The organism is Pseudomonas sp. P8_241 (assembly GCF_034008315.1).
Taxonomy (GTDB): Bacteria; Pseudomonadota; Gammaproteobacteria; order Pseudomonadales; family Pseudomonadaceae; genus Aquipseudomonas.
The window spans coordinates 1,831,076-1,845,892 of the sequence record NZ_CP125377.1 but is presented as its reverse complement, the minus strand read 5'-3'; the positions used below and the strand labels follow the sequence as shown (position 1 = coordinate 1,845,892).

The 14,817-nt window shown below is 55.8% G+C and carries 12 protein-coding genes and 2 pseudogenes; 3 read left to right on the top strand and 11 right to left on the bottom strand.

Features of this window, described 5'->3' with window-relative positions; all coding sequences use genetic code 11:
* Nucleotides 1-111: 111 nt before the first annotated feature.
* Entirely contained in the window at nucleotides 112-1,830 is a 1,719-nt protein-coding gene (gene aceK, locus QMK58_RS08365) for a bifunctional isocitrate dehydrogenase kinase/phosphatase (RefSeq protein ID WP_053156305.1), read from the bottom strand.
* A gap of 159 nt (nucleotides 1,831-1,989) precedes the next feature.
* On the opposite strand from aceK, the pseudogene QMK58_RS08360 reads away from it, so the two are divergent.
* Nucleotides 1,990-2,295 (top strand): annotated as a pseudogene (locus tag QMK58_RS08360) (EamA family transporter); the annotation flags it as partial.
* Nucleotides 2,296-2,349: 54 nt separating this feature from the next.
* Nucleotides 2,350-3,963, top strand: a complete 1,614-nt coding sequence (locus QMK58_RS08355) for a recombinase family protein (RefSeq protein WP_320396144.1) — start codon at nucleotides 2,350-2,352, stop codon at nucleotides 3,961-3,963.
* A gap of 88 nt (nucleotides 3,964-4,051) precedes the next feature.
* Here QMK58_RS08355 and QMK58_RS08350 read toward each other — a convergent pair whose 3' ends face one another.
* The 8 genes from QMK58_RS08350 to QMK58_RS08315 form a co-directional block, all read right to left on the bottom strand.
* On the bottom strand, nucleotides 4,052-4,972 hold the full coding sequence (locus tag QMK58_RS08350; protein WP_320396143.1) for a DUF6236 family protein: 921 nt from the start codon (nucleotides 4,970-4,972) through the stop codon (nucleotides 4,052-4,054).
* 153 nt (nucleotides 4,973-5,125) lie between these two features.
* Nucleotides 5,126-5,344 carry a hypothetical protein gene (locus QMK58_RS08345; RefSeq protein WP_320396142.1) on the bottom strand — a complete coding sequence of 73 codons (219 nt, stop codon included), beginning with the start codon at nucleotides 5,342-5,344 and terminating at the stop codon, nucleotides 5,126-5,128.
* Nucleotides 5,334-5,561, bottom strand: coding sequence for a hypothetical protein (locus tag QMK58_RS08340; RefSeq protein ID WP_320396141.1), 228 nt, complete (start codon nucleotides 5,559-5,561; stop codon nucleotides 5,334-5,336). Before QMK58_RS08340 ends, QMK58_RS08345 begins: the two co-directional genes overlap by 11 nt.
* Nucleotides 5,562-5,888: 327 nt before the next feature.
* A complete protein-coding gene (locus QMK58_RS08335) occupies nucleotides 5,889-6,443 on the bottom strand; it encodes a tyrosine-type recombinase/integrase (RefSeq protein WP_320396140.1) in 555 nt (184 codons plus the stop codon).
* A 473-nt stretch (nucleotides 6,444-6,916) separates the two neighbouring features.
* Nucleotides 6,917-7,336, bottom strand: a complete 420-nt coding sequence (locus QMK58_RS08330; RefSeq protein WP_320396139.1) for a hypothetical protein — start codon at nucleotides 7,334-7,336, stop codon at nucleotides 6,917-6,919.
* A gap of 92 nt (nucleotides 7,337-7,428) precedes the next feature.
* Nucleotides 7,429-8,961, bottom strand: a complete 1,533-nt coding sequence (locus QMK58_RS08325; protein WP_320396138.1) for a hypothetical protein — start codon at nucleotides 8,959-8,961, stop codon at nucleotides 7,429-7,431.
* Between the two features lie 523 nt (nucleotides 8,962-9,484).
* Nucleotides 9,485-10,018 (bottom strand): hypothetical protein, encoded by a 534-nt coding sequence (locus QMK58_RS08320; RefSeq protein WP_320396137.1) that lies wholly within the window; start codon nucleotides 10,016-10,018, stop codon nucleotides 9,485-9,487.
* Between the two features lie 17 nt (nucleotides 10,019-10,035).
* Nucleotides 10,036-10,545, bottom strand: a complete 510-nt coding sequence (locus tag QMK58_RS08315; protein ID WP_320396136.1) for a hypothetical protein — start codon at nucleotides 10,543-10,545, stop codon at nucleotides 10,036-10,038.
* An 831-nt stretch (nucleotides 10,546-11,376) separates the two neighbouring features.
* Here QMK58_RS08315 and QMK58_RS08310 point away from each other — a divergent pair.
* Nucleotides 11,377-11,982, top strand: a pseudogene (locus tag QMK58_RS08310) (DMT family transporter); the annotation flags it as partial.
* Between the two features lie 104 nt (nucleotides 11,983-12,086).
* Here the strand turns inward: QMK58_RS08310 and QMK58_RS08305 are convergent.
* Nucleotides 12,087-13,667 carry an aldehyde dehydrogenase (NADP(+)) gene (locus QMK58_RS08305; protein WP_053156295.1) on the bottom strand — a complete coding sequence of 527 codons (1,581 nt, stop codon included), beginning with the start codon at nucleotides 13,665-13,667 and terminating at the stop codon, nucleotides 12,087-12,089.
* 121 nt (nucleotides 13,668-13,788) lie between these two features.
* Entirely contained in the window at nucleotides 13,789-14,784 is a 996-nt protein-coding gene (araD1, locus tag QMK58_RS08300; protein ID WP_053156292.1) for an AraD1 family protein, read from the bottom strand.
* Nucleotides 14,785-14,817 lie beyond the last annotated feature (33 nt).

Here is a 14,817-nt window from a genome sequence, read left to right as displayed (position 1 = left end):
CGAACGAGATCCCTTGTAGGAGCCGGCTTGCTGGCGAAGGCGTCCGCACTGACGATGCAAGGCTCAGGATTGCCTTCGCCGGCAAGCCGGCTCCTACAGGGGGGGGTGGGGTTATTCGGTATCGTGGCCCTTGCGCCGATACGGAAACACATCAATCACCTTCCCCCCCCGAATCGCCTCCTGCAGGCTTTTCCAGTAATCGGCGTTGTACAACTCGCCATGCAGTTGATCGAACAACCTGCGCTGGCCGAAATCGGCAAACAGAAACGGCGGAAACTCCTCGGGAAATACATCCAGCGGCCCGATCGAATACCACGGCTCGGACGCCATTTCGTCTTCCGGGGTCCGCGGCTGCGGGATATGGCGGAAGTTGGCTTCGGTCAGGAAGCAGATCTCGTCGTAGTCATAAAACACCACCCGGCCGTGGCGGGTGACGCCGAAGTTCTTCAGCAGCATGTCGCCGGGGAAAATGTTCGCTGCCGCCAGTTGTTTGATCGCCAGACCGTAATCTTCGAGCGCCTCGCGTACTTGCGCCTCGTTGGCGTTTTCCAGGTACAGGTTCAGCGGGGTCATGCGTCGCTCGGTCCAGCAGTGGCGGATCAGCACCGTGTCGCCTTCCACCGAGACCGTGGACGGCGCGACTTCCAGCAGTTCTTCCAGGCACGCCGGGTCGAATTTGCTTAGCGGGAAACGGAAATCGGCGAACTCCTGGGTATCGGCCATGCGTCCGACGCGGTCGACGCTTTTCACCAGGCGATACTTCTCGATCACCGTGGCACGGTCCACGTTTTTCGACGGCGAAAAACGGTCCTTGATGATTTTGAACACGGTGTTGAACCCCGGCAGGGTGAACACGCTCATGACCATGCCGCGCACGCCGGGGGCCATGATGAACTGGTCGTCGGTACTGGCCAGGTGATTGATCAATGCCCGGTAGAACTCGGACTTGCCGTGCTTGTAGAAGCCAATCGAGGTGTACAGCTCGGCGATGTGCTTGCCCGGCAGAATGCGCTTGAGGAAGCCGATGAACTCCGCAGGCACCGGCACATCGACCATGAAGTACGAACGGGTGAACGAGAAGATGATCGACACGTCCGCCTCGTCGGTGATCAGCGCATCGATCTGGATGCCGCGACCTTCGAGGTGCAGCAGCGGAATCGCCAGCGGCCATTGCTCATCAGCGGTGTAGATGCGCCCCACCAGGTACGCGCCCTTGTTGCGGTAGAGCACGGAAGAAAACAGTTCGACGCTCAGCTCCGGGTCTTTGCACACCCAGTCCGGAAGGTTCTCGCGCAACTGCGCTTCGAGGCGCTTGAGGTCGCCGGGCAGGTCGGCGTATTCCTCGCTGAAGCGGTAGTCGGCAAAAATGCTCGCGAGCATGCCGGACAATTGCCCATGAGGCTTATAGGTGCGGGTTTGCGCAGCGCGGGCCCGGCGCAGGCTCGGCCGGGTAGTGTGGATGAACATGCAGCCGTCGCTGATCAGGTCATGGCTGAACAGCCCGCAGAAGATCGAGTTGTACCAGGTCTCGGACAGTTCATCGTCGAAACGCAGGTCGATCAGGCTGATGTAGGCGCTTTTTACCAGCGGCCAGCAACTGACGTCCAGGGTGTCGGTATCAAACGCGGTGCGCAGTCGCTCCACCGTTTCACTGACCTTTTCTTCGTACAGATTGATCCGCGCCGCTGACGCCGATTGAGTCTCCTGCCACTTGGCCTGTTCGAAACGGGCCCGGGCGCCGTCGGTGATCTGGCGGAAATGCTCGCGGTAATCGTCAAAGCCATCGAGGATCAAGCGGGCGATATCGGCGGCTGGCCATTGCTGCGGCATGGTGAGACCTCTGCGGGAATTCGAAAGCCTTGAGCTTAGCCAGTGAACCGGGTGCAGGAGAAGCGTAATTTTCCGGGCGAATTAAACGCGCGGTTTTCGGTTGCCATCGATCACACACTCAGCAACACTTTCGCCCCTTCATCAAGGAAGGAACGCGCTGTGAACCCCGTCGATATTTTCCGTTTACTGTCCCTGGCGGCCATTTGGGGTGCGAGTTTTCTGTTCATGCGCATCATCGCTCCGGTGATTGGCAGCATTCCCACCGCTTTTTTCCGTGTATCGATCGCCGCAGCCGGACTGCTGGTGATTCTTGGGTTGATGCGCATCAGTTGGGATTTCAAGGGCAAACTCAAAACCGTGATGCTGCTCGGGGTGATCAACTCCGGGATTCCGGCGACTCTGTATTCGGTAGCCGCACAGGTGCTGCCAGCGGGTTACTCGTCGATTTTCAATGCCACGACACCTAATAAATCGGCAATGTTATGATGAGCGCCTTCCTTCCTTTATAGGCGCTCTGCCATGCCAGTGGCGTACAGCTATATCCGCTTCTCTTCCGCCCAACAGCAGCACGGTGCATCCCTCGCCCGACAACAGGAAATGGTCGGCAAGTGGCTCGTGGCGAACCCCACCTACACACGTAGTGAACTGAGCTTTCAAGACCTTGGGAAATCTGGCTGGAGCGGTGAACACCTCGACAACGCTTTTGGTCGTCTACTGGCGGCTGTTGAGAACGGTGTAATAAAGGCTGGCGATGTGGTGCTGATCGAGGCCATCGACCGGGCTGGGCGTCTGGAGCCTATGGAGATGTTGCCGCTGCTATCCAAGATCGTGAATGCTGGTGTGGACATCGTTTCACTGGACGATGGGATCACTTACAACCGGGCATCTGTGAACAGCAATCACCTGTTCCTGCTGGTGGCGAAAGTCCAGCAGGCTTACAACTACAGCGACAACCTGAGCCGTCGCGTCAAAGACGCATACGCACGCAAAAGGGTAAAGGCAGCCAAGGGCGAGTTTACAGAACGTCGTACGCCGCTCTGGCTGGAGAACACCGGCACGGAAGTTAAGCTGGTGGCCGACCTTGCACCGTTTATTGTCCAGATCTTCCAAGACTACGCAGCAGGGATTGGAGAACGTCGAATCCTGGCCCGGGTTCGTGGAAAACATCCGCTGTTGGAGACTTTGAACCCCACCACTATCAAGAAGTGGCTGAGGAACCCAACGGCGATTGGTCGCTGGCAGCCTTGGCCTGTCGATGGAGTGGAGCAAACGCCCATAGAGGATGTGTACCCGGCTGTTGTATCCAAGGAGCTTTGGTACAGGGTGCAGAAGCAGTTGGAGTCTGGCGCCAAGATCAAGGGTGTATCAAAGGTCTATCTGCTTTCTGGGTTGGTGGTATGTGGCCGCTGCGGCAAGAACTTCGGTGTGGTGGACACCAAGCGCTCCCCTGCTGCAATGCTGTGCATGTCCCGTCACCGACTCGGTGAAGCTGGGTGCACCAACAGCAAATCCATCCCGTATTCAGTGCTGGAGTACATCCTGTCTAACACCTACTACGAACCACTTGAACGGGCTCTGGCTGGGCAACATCTCACCGCTGGCGAGAAGCGTGAGATTGAAATCGAAGGTGAACTGGTCGAGCTGCGAAAGCAGAGTGAGAACGCGGCTGAAGGGTTGGTGAAGTACGGCATGCTGAAGGCAATCACTGACGTACTGGACAAGGTGACGGCCAGCATTCAGGCACTGGAGGAGGAACGCGCACTACTGAAGACTGCACCACCACCGCCATTCATTGCTGTAATCAATGCCCAGTACGACCTACGCGAGAACGACCCTGTAAAGCTCGGTGCACTGCTACGTGGCGCCGGATACAAGATCATCTGTGACGGTGGTGACATCGTTGTAAACGAAGCAGTGAGCAACGTTAACGACCTGCCCGTACAGAAGTTCCAGTACAGCAGATTCAACCGAAAGACTGGCCTGTACGAACTGACAGAAAATGGCTATCCCGTCACGCACCTGCACATGGTTGGCAGTGCTGCTTACGAAAAAATCCGTGCAAGAGACATAGCGGTGTTTGAGAAGACTGGTTGGATGGAGGTTGAAGACAACCTAAGGCCGTACGAGCTGTAATACCCACTCGGCTACACAGAAGCTGGCAGCGATTTCCAAACTCCCGACCCTGCCTACATCATGTAGGCGGGTCAACTGAGTGCGCGGTCTAAAAACTGCCCAACTCTTTGTGCATCCGATAGGCGTATGCGTAAGGGCCGAGGTCCCTTTTGAGGCCGACAAGCTTCGGCTTCGCAGAGACTTTGAATTGGCTCACAACTCCAGCCGTGGCAGCAATCACCTTGCTAGCGCCCGGAAGGATTAAATCCACCCCGGCCTTCAGGGCCGCACCACCAGCCAAAGTAGAAGCAGCTACCATCCTCTCTACGTCGAACGAAAACTCGAAACTCTTATCCGCTAGGACTATTGGGAACTGCCATTCACTGCTTACCTTCAGCAAATCCCTGCACGCCTTGTCGATGTCGCCTTTGGAAAGCTCGATAAATTCGGCAGGATCGTTAGATAGCTTCGCCTTGGATTCCAACCTTTCTAACTCGACCCGCAGGAACAACAGTTCGTCCTTACGTTTTTCCTTGAACTCCAGAATCTCTGGTAAAGGGACGTCACCCTGAGGGATAGGGATACACCGCAGCAACTCGATGCTGAGTGCTTGCGGCTGCGAGATTACGTCACGCTGATAAGAGATTGAGTTCTCTCCTTCTAGCAAGGCCCAAGCTCGCGGCTGTTTTTTGCATAAGTCTTGGTGCGCCATGAGTACACCAGTCAGTATCCCCTGAGCGCCATCCCCCATCACAGTGTAATTAGGACGCTCCAGTACTCCGGCAGATGCCAGATAGTCTTCGTCCACACCGTTTGCAAAATATATCACTTTAGACGACGGCCAGACCAACTTGTCCCAGTAAAGCAGCCCATATCGTAGCTCCTCATGGTGAAGCCAGCTTTGCTTGACGAAAAGCTTGGAGCCGGAAATCTCCATTGGACAGGTCATGACTAGTCCACGAAACATCTGCTCCTTTCGAACTTTTCCCCAGAGTGGGTCGGTCGACTGTCTTTGCTTGGCTTGGCCCATGAACTAATCCTGACTCCAATGGCGGCAGATACCGCAAGTCAAAATGATATCACGCTCAAACTACACGAACTTCTTGATCATTCACTAAAAAAATGGGCTGTCTGAAAAAACTGTGAGGACCATTGCTTCCAGTGATATTCGATTGTCTGAAGCTTACGACTGCCGAAGCCGCAGGATAGCGTCTGTGATGCCCTGAGCATTAGTGTCCAGCGTTTCCAAGGCCGTTACTGCGTTAGCAGCAACACTTCCCACCCCTTTCTCAGCGAGCCACTGGGTCACCTCCTCAATGGCCGCACAGATGGCGTGCTGGTTGTGTAGGAGTAGTGTCAGTGCGTCCGCTGTAGCGATGTTGGCTTCTGAGTTATCCGCCATGACTGCTGGCTACCTCTTCACCGTGTGCTAGCCCCGCTCTTCGCAATGCATCTGCTGCATCCATCAAGACTTTATAGTCGGCCTCTGTTGGCCAGGGTCCGCCAGCGTGAAGACATTGCTCGATCTTCTGATCAAGTTGTTCGTTTGCCTTCTTAAACGCTTCATGGGCTTCGTCGAAAGCGGCCAGTTTGGGCTTGATGGATTCAGGGTGGGTCATAGTGCTACTCCGTGTGAGGTGTGCCCGATGTTAGCAACCTCGCATCACAAAGTTCTACGCTGATGTGCAGTGTTACTTCTTAGCCTTTTTCTAGAAGGCCAGAAATCTGAATTTTCTAAAAATGGGATCGCCTTTCGGAATGCACTAAGCGTTTCTGGCGGGGATAAATATCCAGATGCAGTCTGGAGAATGCTGAAGCTGCGCACTCAGGAGGGCGGTATCAAACCCCTACTCCCTCCCGAAAGGCTACAGGCGGATAGGAAAACCGAATATTGAGGGTGCACGGGCCACTGCATTAGAGTGGCCTATATGGCGCTACAGGAGCTTCTAGAATACAAACTCATGGTACATAGCGGCCACTTCTGCCCGGGTGATGCCGATGTACGCCATTGTCACCGCTGGACTGCTGTGGTTCAGCGTTTTGCATATCATCTCGATGGACACCCCACCGTTGTACATCAGCCAGCCACGGGTCTTGCGCATTGAGTGCGTACCTAGTTGAAGGCTCATCTCATCACCTACAGCCTTGAATGCGGCTGCCACTGCAACACGGCTGACAGCCTTTCCCTTGGCCCGATTGCTATCCACCTCAAACAGAAACGTATGCGTTGGGTGTGCAGTCCTGCGGCGCCCTATGATGGCCTTGGCGGCGCTGTTCAGTTCAATGCTGCGGGTTTTGCCAGTCTTGCTCTCCTTGATTGTCAGGTTGTCGCCTTTCACATCGTCGAAGGTCAGGCTGAGCAAGTCACTGATACGGAGTGCAGTGTTGACGCCGAAACGCCAGATGTCCGCATACAGAGGATTACCCTTGGCGTTAAGCGAAAGCTTGCGGGAGATTGTCTCTGCTTCGCCTGCTGTTTTTACTGCTTCTACGATGTTCATCTACTTTACACTCCGTGTGATTCTTACTCGATGTGTAAATTAGAACATAGACCACTAGGCTATAGCAAGGGTTTTAAAGGGCTGGCTACTTTACACAATAGTATTGTGTCAATTAGGAATGGGATTTGAGAGCTGGCCCTGACTTTTCAGGGGTGGCTGCTGGGGTACACAGAATGTGCGTACCCTTGGCGGCTGGGGATGACGCCTCAAACGTGAGGTGTCCACATCCTGAGCGTTTTGCTCACATTTACTGCGCGTGATGTGGCTCAACTCTGAGCCGCGTTGGGTTTATCGCACGAAAGGGAATGCGGCTTGAGGGCTGTAGCGGTATCGCCCCACAGATAGGGCACTTGAGCAGGATATGGGGTGTGGGGGTAATCTGGCGGGAGGGATATCAGTGGGCGGGGGATTGGTTGCGGGATTAGTTTTGCATTAGATATTTAAGAGGGTATGCAGAGTGGACATACCCCTCCTCATGCTGCTGCCTTACGTGCTTTGTACTCCCGGAACTCCTCCATAGAGAGGAGCGGCAGACCATCCATTCTCTGGAAAGCATTGTGAAACCTCAGATCGTAGTCTTCCGGGGTGATCTTGTACTGCACCCGCATTGCATCTAGGTCGAGGTCAGCGGGCCAGTACTTCATCCTCTGCTGCTCAAACCATCGCTGCACAAAGCCATTGGTGCCAGACATATCTATTGGCCCCAGCGAGCATTTAACCAACCCCTGATCTACAAGGGTCTTCAGGGTTCGCGTCAGGTTGGCTAGATCGAAATCACCATATCCTAAATTATCCTTCAGAACCTCATGGAGCCGTACAGCGTTATAGGGGGGATACATGCCTTGGTCGGCATTGATGTGAGCGAGAGCTTCAAGCACCCGCACCTTGTTCATTGTCATTCTCATTTTGTACACCTTGTAAACGTCACCCTATCGAACAATTCCTTACTGACAAGTAGCTTGGGGCGACATAAAAAAAACCATAACTAAGCAGCAAGAGGTAACGGCTCTGCCACTACTGGTGGGAATTCCAGATAGGCCGGATATCCCTTGAAGCCCCAAGTCAGGTGAACCGTACCCTGCCGCTCTTGCCGGAACAGTTTCATGTACTGCTTACGCCCTCGCTCAATGGCGGTGTGTAGGCTCTCCAGTACACCAGTGCGAGCTGCTTCAATATCCTCAGCAGTACACAGTCCAGTGTGTAATAACGCTTGCCATACTGGCTCTGCATCGGCGTACAGGCCCTCAATGAACTTGTCCCAGGAGCCGAATGCCTTGAACCGCCAATCCTCAGGTGCCAGTACAGTCGGAACCAGTGTGGCGACATCCAGACGCTTCAGCAGGCGAGCCCGTAAGAGTCCTTGTGGAATGTCTGCACCGGCCAAGGCATGGAAGCATTGCGCAGTGAGGTTCTTTGTCAGGAACTCTAGATCGGCATCAATCAGGCGCTTTGCTGGCTTGCCCCACGGCTGCTGCCAGTTCAAGTGAGCCAGTGGTTTCCACTCCATATCCCCCAACGGCAAGAAACTTCTGTGGGCTATACCTTGCTCGTTCTCCGCCTGAGCGATGAACATTCCCAAGACTCGCACCAGACCCGCCATGAACCGGCAGTTATCCCGCTGGCGCTCTGAGGGGGAAGTGTTTGCCATCCGCTCCAGCTCATCCAGATAGACGCACAGTGCAGCACGGGTATATAGCTCCGGCTGGAACACTGATACTGAGTCCTCGCCGCGTTGATATGCATCAAACGCTTGCAGCTCCTCAAGAGGGAAGGTTTCAAGCGTCTCTTTTGTGTAGCGTTGATCTAGCTCCTGTACGGCTTTGCCCTTCTGCTGGCGGTTGTAGATCCGTTGGGCCAAGGTGTTCACCTGATTCATTGCGATAGCAGCAGACTGGGAAAGGTACTCAGTGAACTCTGCTCCCAAGAGTTTGCGGATCTTCTGTGCCACTGCCTTGTTCGTGTCCGTCTTGGATACCTTCCACGCTGACTTCAACTTACTGGCTGGGATCTTCAGGCCAGCATCTGCGGATACTGCTCTATTCCCGTACTCCTGATTGGGGGTGCTCTCGCCAATGAACAGGTTGACGGGGTGCAGAGCTCCCACTGAGCCATCTGTGCCCTTGTGGGCCTGAATGTGGCTGCGGTGGAATACAGACTTCTTCTCGTCCTTGTTCCAGCCGTGACACTTATAGAAGCTGTCATTGAAAGATTTCAGCTCGAACAGGGAGGCTGTAGTGTGGCCTAGCAGTACACCAACTGTACCCGCATCTCTGCAATAGTCGAAGACGTATTTGCCGTGAGTGCTCTTGTACCAGCGGATGAACTGTTCCTCTATGCGGGATACCTTCTTCTCTGCTTTCTTGGCAGAGCGTGCCTTGGCTTGCCTACAGGCATCTTTACAGAAGCGTTTACTCTTGTCCGCCTGCTCCCGCTTCCCCTTGTAGGGATCTTTGCAGCAGTAGCAGATGTAATCGTACTCAGTAGACTTGGCCTTCTTGGCCTTGGTGTTCGTTAACATTCGTTCCGCTCTTTAGGGAATCAAGCCGCATGGCAGCTTCTTCAATCAGTTGTTCAACCATTCGGGTTGGGTTCTTTACGCCTGTGTGCGCCATCAAGCTGAGCAGCTTGGATTGGTGGTCAGGCCGGTACACTGAAACTCTCAAGGGGTGTTCCTCGCATAGTGTTTTCACTGGAAATACGCATAACGGATTGGGCTGGAGCCCTTATGCCATGCGGGTTTGGTCAATTAAGGCGGTCACATTTCTATACTACCTGCGGGCCTTCGCCCGCCTTTCGCCAGACAGCACGATACCGACGCTAATCGTTTGATTGTCGGCTGAGTGGTGTCAGGGGAAGGCGGGCAGTATATAGAAGTTACTGAGCTGGCGCTGCTTTCATTACAGCAAGGTACGACTCAACCATGTGAGCCATAAGGTCGCGAAGCGACATCCCTTGCCGACGTGCATACAGGTTCATGGCGCTGAAGTGTTCAGCGGGGATTGAGAAGTTTAGAGTCCTTGTTCCGACCGATGTCGTGTCTCTCATGCTGCTTCCTGCTTAACTTTGGCTTTAGTCTTGGGTGTGTACGCCTGTAGCAAGTCAGCTAGAGCAAACGCTTCTTCGGCTGCCTTATGCTCTGCATCTGCCTTGGCCTTAGCTTCGGCCTGTTCACGGGCTCTACGAGCAATGGTGAATTCCATCTGGCGTTGAGTCTCGGCAACGTTACTAGCGTAACGCAACTCCGCATACTCTGCTTTCGCAAGTTCAGTCAACTTAGGAAGTTCTGTTGCAATGATCTGATCGGGCTTACGCAAGACGGCACGGAAGTACATGCCATTAGCCCAAGCATCCGTCACCGTGTAACCCTGCTTGATAACTTCTTGCAAGTCCATAATAGTAGCTCTGAGTGGCTGGTCCCGGCAGAAGTCAACATTAGCGGCGAGATCCTTCCAATGCAATCCCTCTGAGCGGGACTGATACTGCGCCTCTTTCTTGGCGATTAGCTGTTGTAAGTCTTCGTCAGAGTGTTTAATGATTTCGGCAACTGCTTGCCCGTATTCGTATTTAGTTGTCATCGGTATATTCCTTATGGTTATTGGTAGCTTTTACGCTTGGCGTCGGCCATGAATTTCGCAAGCTTCTGTGCGGTCTCGGAACGCGTCCTGCCGGACTTCGCTTGAGGTGCGTCTGTGCCTGCCTGTAAGGCTCTGTACTGGGTGATTAGCTGCGCCTCGTACTCAGCAACAGCCATGCCGTGCTTCGCTGCCCCTGCACTCAGTAGAGCGGCCTTTTCGGCTAGAGTGGCGGCAAGTTCAGCCCTGAGTTTGGCAGCCTTGGTCTGGGCCTGAGCAACCTTGCCCCTACTTTGAGCAAGTTGGAACTCTAGCAGAGCAATCTTCTTCGCTCTCGCTCTATAGCCTTCCAAGTCAGAGAGCGTAGTGACCATGCCCGGGGGAAGATTGGCCTCCACAGCATTGAGGTAGTTCAGCTCTGTTTCGGTGGCCTCAATATAGTCTGAAGCCTTACTCTCTAACTTAGTAACAGAGTACGAGAGGATCGCTCCGTTGCTCTTGTCTACTTCCAGATATAGTGTGTCAGCCATTATAGCGTCCCTTCTTGTGTTCGTTGACTAGTGCTCTGTTCTGCTTCCTGAGCCTGATATTGATGTTCAAGTTGCTCTTGGGAGTTTTTGTTATTAGCTCTCCAAACCTTAACTTGGTGAGCGATACAGCAAAACCTACTGTGGGGAGAGCGACTGAAAAAAGCTCGTCGGCAAGACTCACAGCTGTGTTTGCGAAGCGGGCGTTGTGCCATAGTTGGTATCTCTTGTATGTATGGAATGTTTCTATAGGCCAAATATAACCCCGCACTCTGCACAGAGTTCCGGGGGGAAGTGGCTATCAGGTTGTTTGCACTGAATAGTGCTTAGAACACGCCCCCAGAAGTGGGGGCGTGTTGAAATAGTGACCGTCTGAGTTGCGTCCTGACGGCCAAGGACTGGCATTGCGACTACAGAACATGCCGTACTCTATAGCCACTATGGCAACAATCCACTCTAAGGAATGTTAGGTGCCGATCTTCTGCAACTCGGATCAGCAAACAAGTTTGAACAACACAGTTCGGCTAGGATGGACCAGAACTGTGCCGGAGCAGAGGGGAAACTTACGGAGGGCAGTTGCGACTTAGTTCTTTAACTGAGGGGGCAAATAGTACCACATACATTCATATATGTCAAGCGTAAAATCACACTTAAGGCGATATTGCAACACTTATTGCGCGAAAGCTGACGAACGGTAGATGCCTCCAGATGTGGAGCCATGTACAGCGTGACTCTGTGTGAAATCGGAGGGGTGTGGCCCTGCTGGGCTGGCAGATTTCATACTGTGAAGGGCTTTCAGCGGTGCTAACCCATAAACACACTGCCGACCTCTTCCCCTTGATGGGCGTGCTGATCGGCGGGCTGTTTTTCCATGAACGGCTCACCGGCGCCAAACTTGGCGGCGTGTTCCTGGGGTTGTTCGGCGTGGGCGTGCTGACCCGGGCCGGTCCGGTGGCGTTCGATATGGAACTGCTGATGGGGGCCGTCGCCTGCCTGCTTGCGACTACATGCTACGGATTCGCCGGGTTTCTGGCCCGCCGCTGGCTCGATCAGGCCGGTGGTCTGGACAGCCGTTTGTCGGCGCTGGGCAGCATGCTCGGGGCGACGTTGTTTCTGCTGCCGCTGTTCGGCTACAGCGTGATCAGCCAACCACCCGCGAGCTGGGGTGGCTGGAGCGTGTGGCTATCGTTGCTGGGCTTGGGGCTGGGCTGCACGGCGTTTGCCTACATTATCTACTTCCGTCTGCTGACTTCGATTGGTCCGGTGAAATCGATGACCACGACCTTTTTGATCCCGCTGTTCGGTGTGTTGTGGGGCGGGTTGTTTCTTGATGAGCCGTTGTCGATGGCCCATGTGTATGGCGGGATGTTGATTGCGCTGGCGTTGTGGATGGTGTTGAAGCCGACGGCGGTAAAGGTGGCTCAGATAAATGCCAAGTAATTCGGTGGTGTTGCTGATGACGCCATCGCCGGCAAGCCAGCTCCTACAAGGACGCGTATAACCCTGTAGGAGCTGGCTTGCTAGCGATAGCGTCGGCTCAGGCACTACAAAGCTGAATGAGTGACCTCCCCATCCACCAACCGCCGAATCCCCAGCGGATTGCTGTCCTGTAACGCCTCGGGCAACAACGCATCTGGATAATTCTGAAAACACACCGGCCGCAGGAAACGATCAATCGCCAGCGTGCCAACCGACGTGCCACGCGAATCCGAGGTCGCCGGATACGGTCCGCCATGCACCATGGCCTCGCAGACTTCGACCCCGGTCGGATAACCGTTGAGCAGAATTCGCCCGACCTTTTCCTGCAGCAATTCAGCCAGCCAGCGGTACTCCAGTAACTCATCGGCCTCGCCGATCAGCGTTGCCGTCAATTGCCCGCGCAATCCCCGCAACGCCGCCGCAAGTTGCGCCCGACCCTCGACTTCGATGACGAGGGTGGTCGGCCCGAACACCTCTTCCTGCAACAATTCATCGCCCTTGAGCAACAGGCTGACATCGGCCTTGAACACCTGCGGCTGCGCCAGATTTCCGTGTTGTGGCTTACCTGCCAAATGGGTCAGCCCAGGATGTTCGTGCAGCGCCCCCAGGCCTCGGTTGTAGCTGGCCAGTGTTCCAGCGTTGAGCATGGTTTGTGGCGGTTGCTGGTTCATGCTCGCGCAAAACGTTTCCAGGAAGGTGCTGAATTGCGCCGAACGCAAACCAATCACCAGGCCGGGGTTGGTGCAGAACTGACCGCACCCCATCGTCACCGAACCGGCCAGTTGTGCCGCGATCTGTTCACCGCGCCGGGCCAACGCATCGGGCAATAGGAACACCGGGTTGATACTCGACATCTCGGCAAACACCGGGATCGGCTGCGGTCGGTTCGCGGCCATGTGGCTCAGAGCATTGCCGCCCTTGAGCGAACCGGTGAAGCCCACGGCCTGAATCGCCGGGTGCTTGACCAGCCACTCGCCGACACCTCCTCCGTAGATCATGTTGAACACGCCTGCCGGCATTTGCGTGCGCTCGGCGGCGCGAATGATTGCGTCTGCCACCCACTCGGCCGTCGCCATATGCCCGCTGTGAGCCTTGAACACCACCGGGCAACCGGCAGCCAGTGCCGAAGCGGTATCGCCACCGGCGGTGGAGAATGCCAGCGGAAAGTTGCTTGCACCGAACACCGCCACCGGCCCAAGCGCGATGCGGTATTGGCGCAGATCCGGACGCGGCAACGGCTGGCGATCGGGCAATGCCCGATCGATGCGAGCCCCGTAGAAATCCCCGCGCCGCAACACCTTGGCGAACAAACGCAACTGGCCGCTGGTGCGCCCCCGCTCGCCCTGAATTCGTCCGGCCGGCAGCGCCGTTTCACGGCACACGGTGGCGACAAAGTCATCGCCCAGCGCATCGATTTCATCGGCAATGGCATCAAGGAAGGTGGCCCGTTTTTCCGCGCTGAGGTTGCGGTAGATCGGATACGCCGCCGAGGCGGCGTCGGCAGCGGCATTCACCTCGGCTTCGGATGCCTGAAAGAAGAATCCGGGGAGCGGTTCGCCAGTCGTTGCATCGAGGCTTTGCAATTGCGTCGTACCATTGCCACTGCGGCGACCGCCGATGTAGTTGTGTCCGAGTAACGTGGTCATGTCGAAATTCCTTGGTCGATTGCAGACCTGTAGGAGCCGGCTTGCTGGCGATAGCGGTGTGTCAGGCGCTATCAATGTTGATTGATGCGCCGCTATCGCCAGCAAGCCGGCTCCTACAGGGTCAGAGTGTGCGCACCTGGCCGATGGCCAACGGCTGAGCGCTCTCGCCGATGCCGTTGACCAGCGGCGCACCGAACGCGTCGAGGCTGATCTGAAAGCGATCCCCCGGCTGGGTTTTCACCCCGTCGGCAAACGACAGGGTGGCGGTGCCGAAGTAATGCACATGGACATCGCCGGGGCGCAAAAACTGCGCATATTTGAAGTGGTGAAACTCGAGGTTGGCCAGACTGTGGCACATGTTGTCTTCGCCGCTGAGAAACTCTTTCTCCCAGATCGTTTTGCCGTTGCGCTTGATCCGGCTGGTGCCGACCAGATGCCTGGGTAACTCGCCGACACGCAGCTCCGGACCGTAGGAACAGCTGCGCAGCTTGGAATGGGCGAGGTACAGGTAATTGCGCCGCTCCATCACATGGTCGGAGAACTCGTTACCCAGCGCATAACCGACGCGATACGGCTGGCCATCGTCGCCAATCACATAGAGGCCGGTCAGCTCCGGCTCCTCACCAGCGTCCTCGGCAAACGGCGGCACGGGGAAGTCCGCACCGGGGCGCACGACAATGCTGCCATCGCCTTTGTAAAACCATTCCGGCTGCGCGCCGACCTGCCCCGCTTGTGGCTTGCCGCCCTCCAGGCCCCACTTGAACATGCGCATGGTGTCGGTCATGCCGGCTTCGACTTCGCCGTCGTGCTGGTGCATTTTGTCCCGGGTGGCGGCGCTGCCCAGATGCGTCAGGCCGGTGCCGCTGATCAGGCAATGGGCCGGGTCTTCGTGATCCAGCGGTGGCAGGACCTTGCGTTGCTGCAACAGCGTCGCGTAATCCGGGCCGGGTTCGGTGCCGCGCAAGGCCACTTCTTCCTGCAGATTGCGTTGGCCGCGAATCGCCGCCAACGCCAGTTCTCGGGTGCTGCGTGTGTCGCGCACCACCAGAATCTGCGCCCCGGCGACCAGCCCGACCTGACGCTCGCCGTCAGTGTTTTCAAATTGAATCAGGTGCATGTTGTGCCTCCGACAAGTCAGCCGGGCGCCGCC

Bases quoted from the DNA above. Each gene is read 5' to 3' on its own strand.
- aceK (WP_053156305.1), bottom strand. From the start codon at position 1,830: ATGCCGCAGCAATGGCCAGCCGCCGATATCGCCCGCTTGATCCTCGAT.
- QMK58_RS08355 (WP_320396144.1), top strand. From the start codon at position 2,350: ATGCCAGTGGCGTACAGCTATATCCGCTTCTCTTCCGCCCAACAGCAG.
- QMK58_RS08350 (WP_320396143.1), bottom strand. From the start codon at position 4,972: ATGGGCCAAGCCAAGCAAAGACAGTCGACCGACCCACTCTGGGGAAAA.
- QMK58_RS08345 (WP_320396142.1), bottom strand. From the start codon at position 5,344: ATGGCGGATAACTCAGAAGCCAACATCGCTACAGCGGACGCACTGACA.
- QMK58_RS08340 (WP_320396141.1), bottom strand. From the start codon at position 5,561: ATGACCCACCCTGAATCCATCAAGCCCAAACTGGCCGCTTTCGACGAA.
- QMK58_RS08335 (WP_320396140.1), bottom strand. From the start codon at position 6,443: ATGAACATCGTAGAAGCAGTAAAAACAGCAGGCGAAGCAGAGACAATC.
- QMK58_RS08330 (WP_320396139.1), bottom strand. From the start codon at position 7,336: ATGAACAAGGTGCGGGTGCTTGAAGCTCTCGCTCACATCAATGCCGAC.
- QMK58_RS08325 (WP_320396138.1), bottom strand. From the start codon at position 8,961: ATGTTAACGAACACCAAGGCCAAGAAGGCCAAGTCTACTGAGTACGAT.
- QMK58_RS08320 (WP_320396137.1), bottom strand. From the start codon at position 10,018: ATGACAACTAAATACGAATACGGGCAAGCAGTTGCCGAAATCATTAAA.
- QMK58_RS08315 (WP_320396136.1), bottom strand. From the start codon at position 10,545: ATGGCTGACACACTATATCTGGAAGTAGACAAGAGCAACGGAGCGATC.
- QMK58_RS08305 (WP_053156295.1), bottom strand. From the start codon at position 13,667: ATGACCACGTTACTCGGACACAACTACATCGGCGGTCGCCGCAGTGGC.
- araD1 (WP_053156292.1), bottom strand. From the start codon at position 14,784: ATGCACCTGATTCAATTTGAAAACACTGACGGCGAGCGTCAGGTCGGG.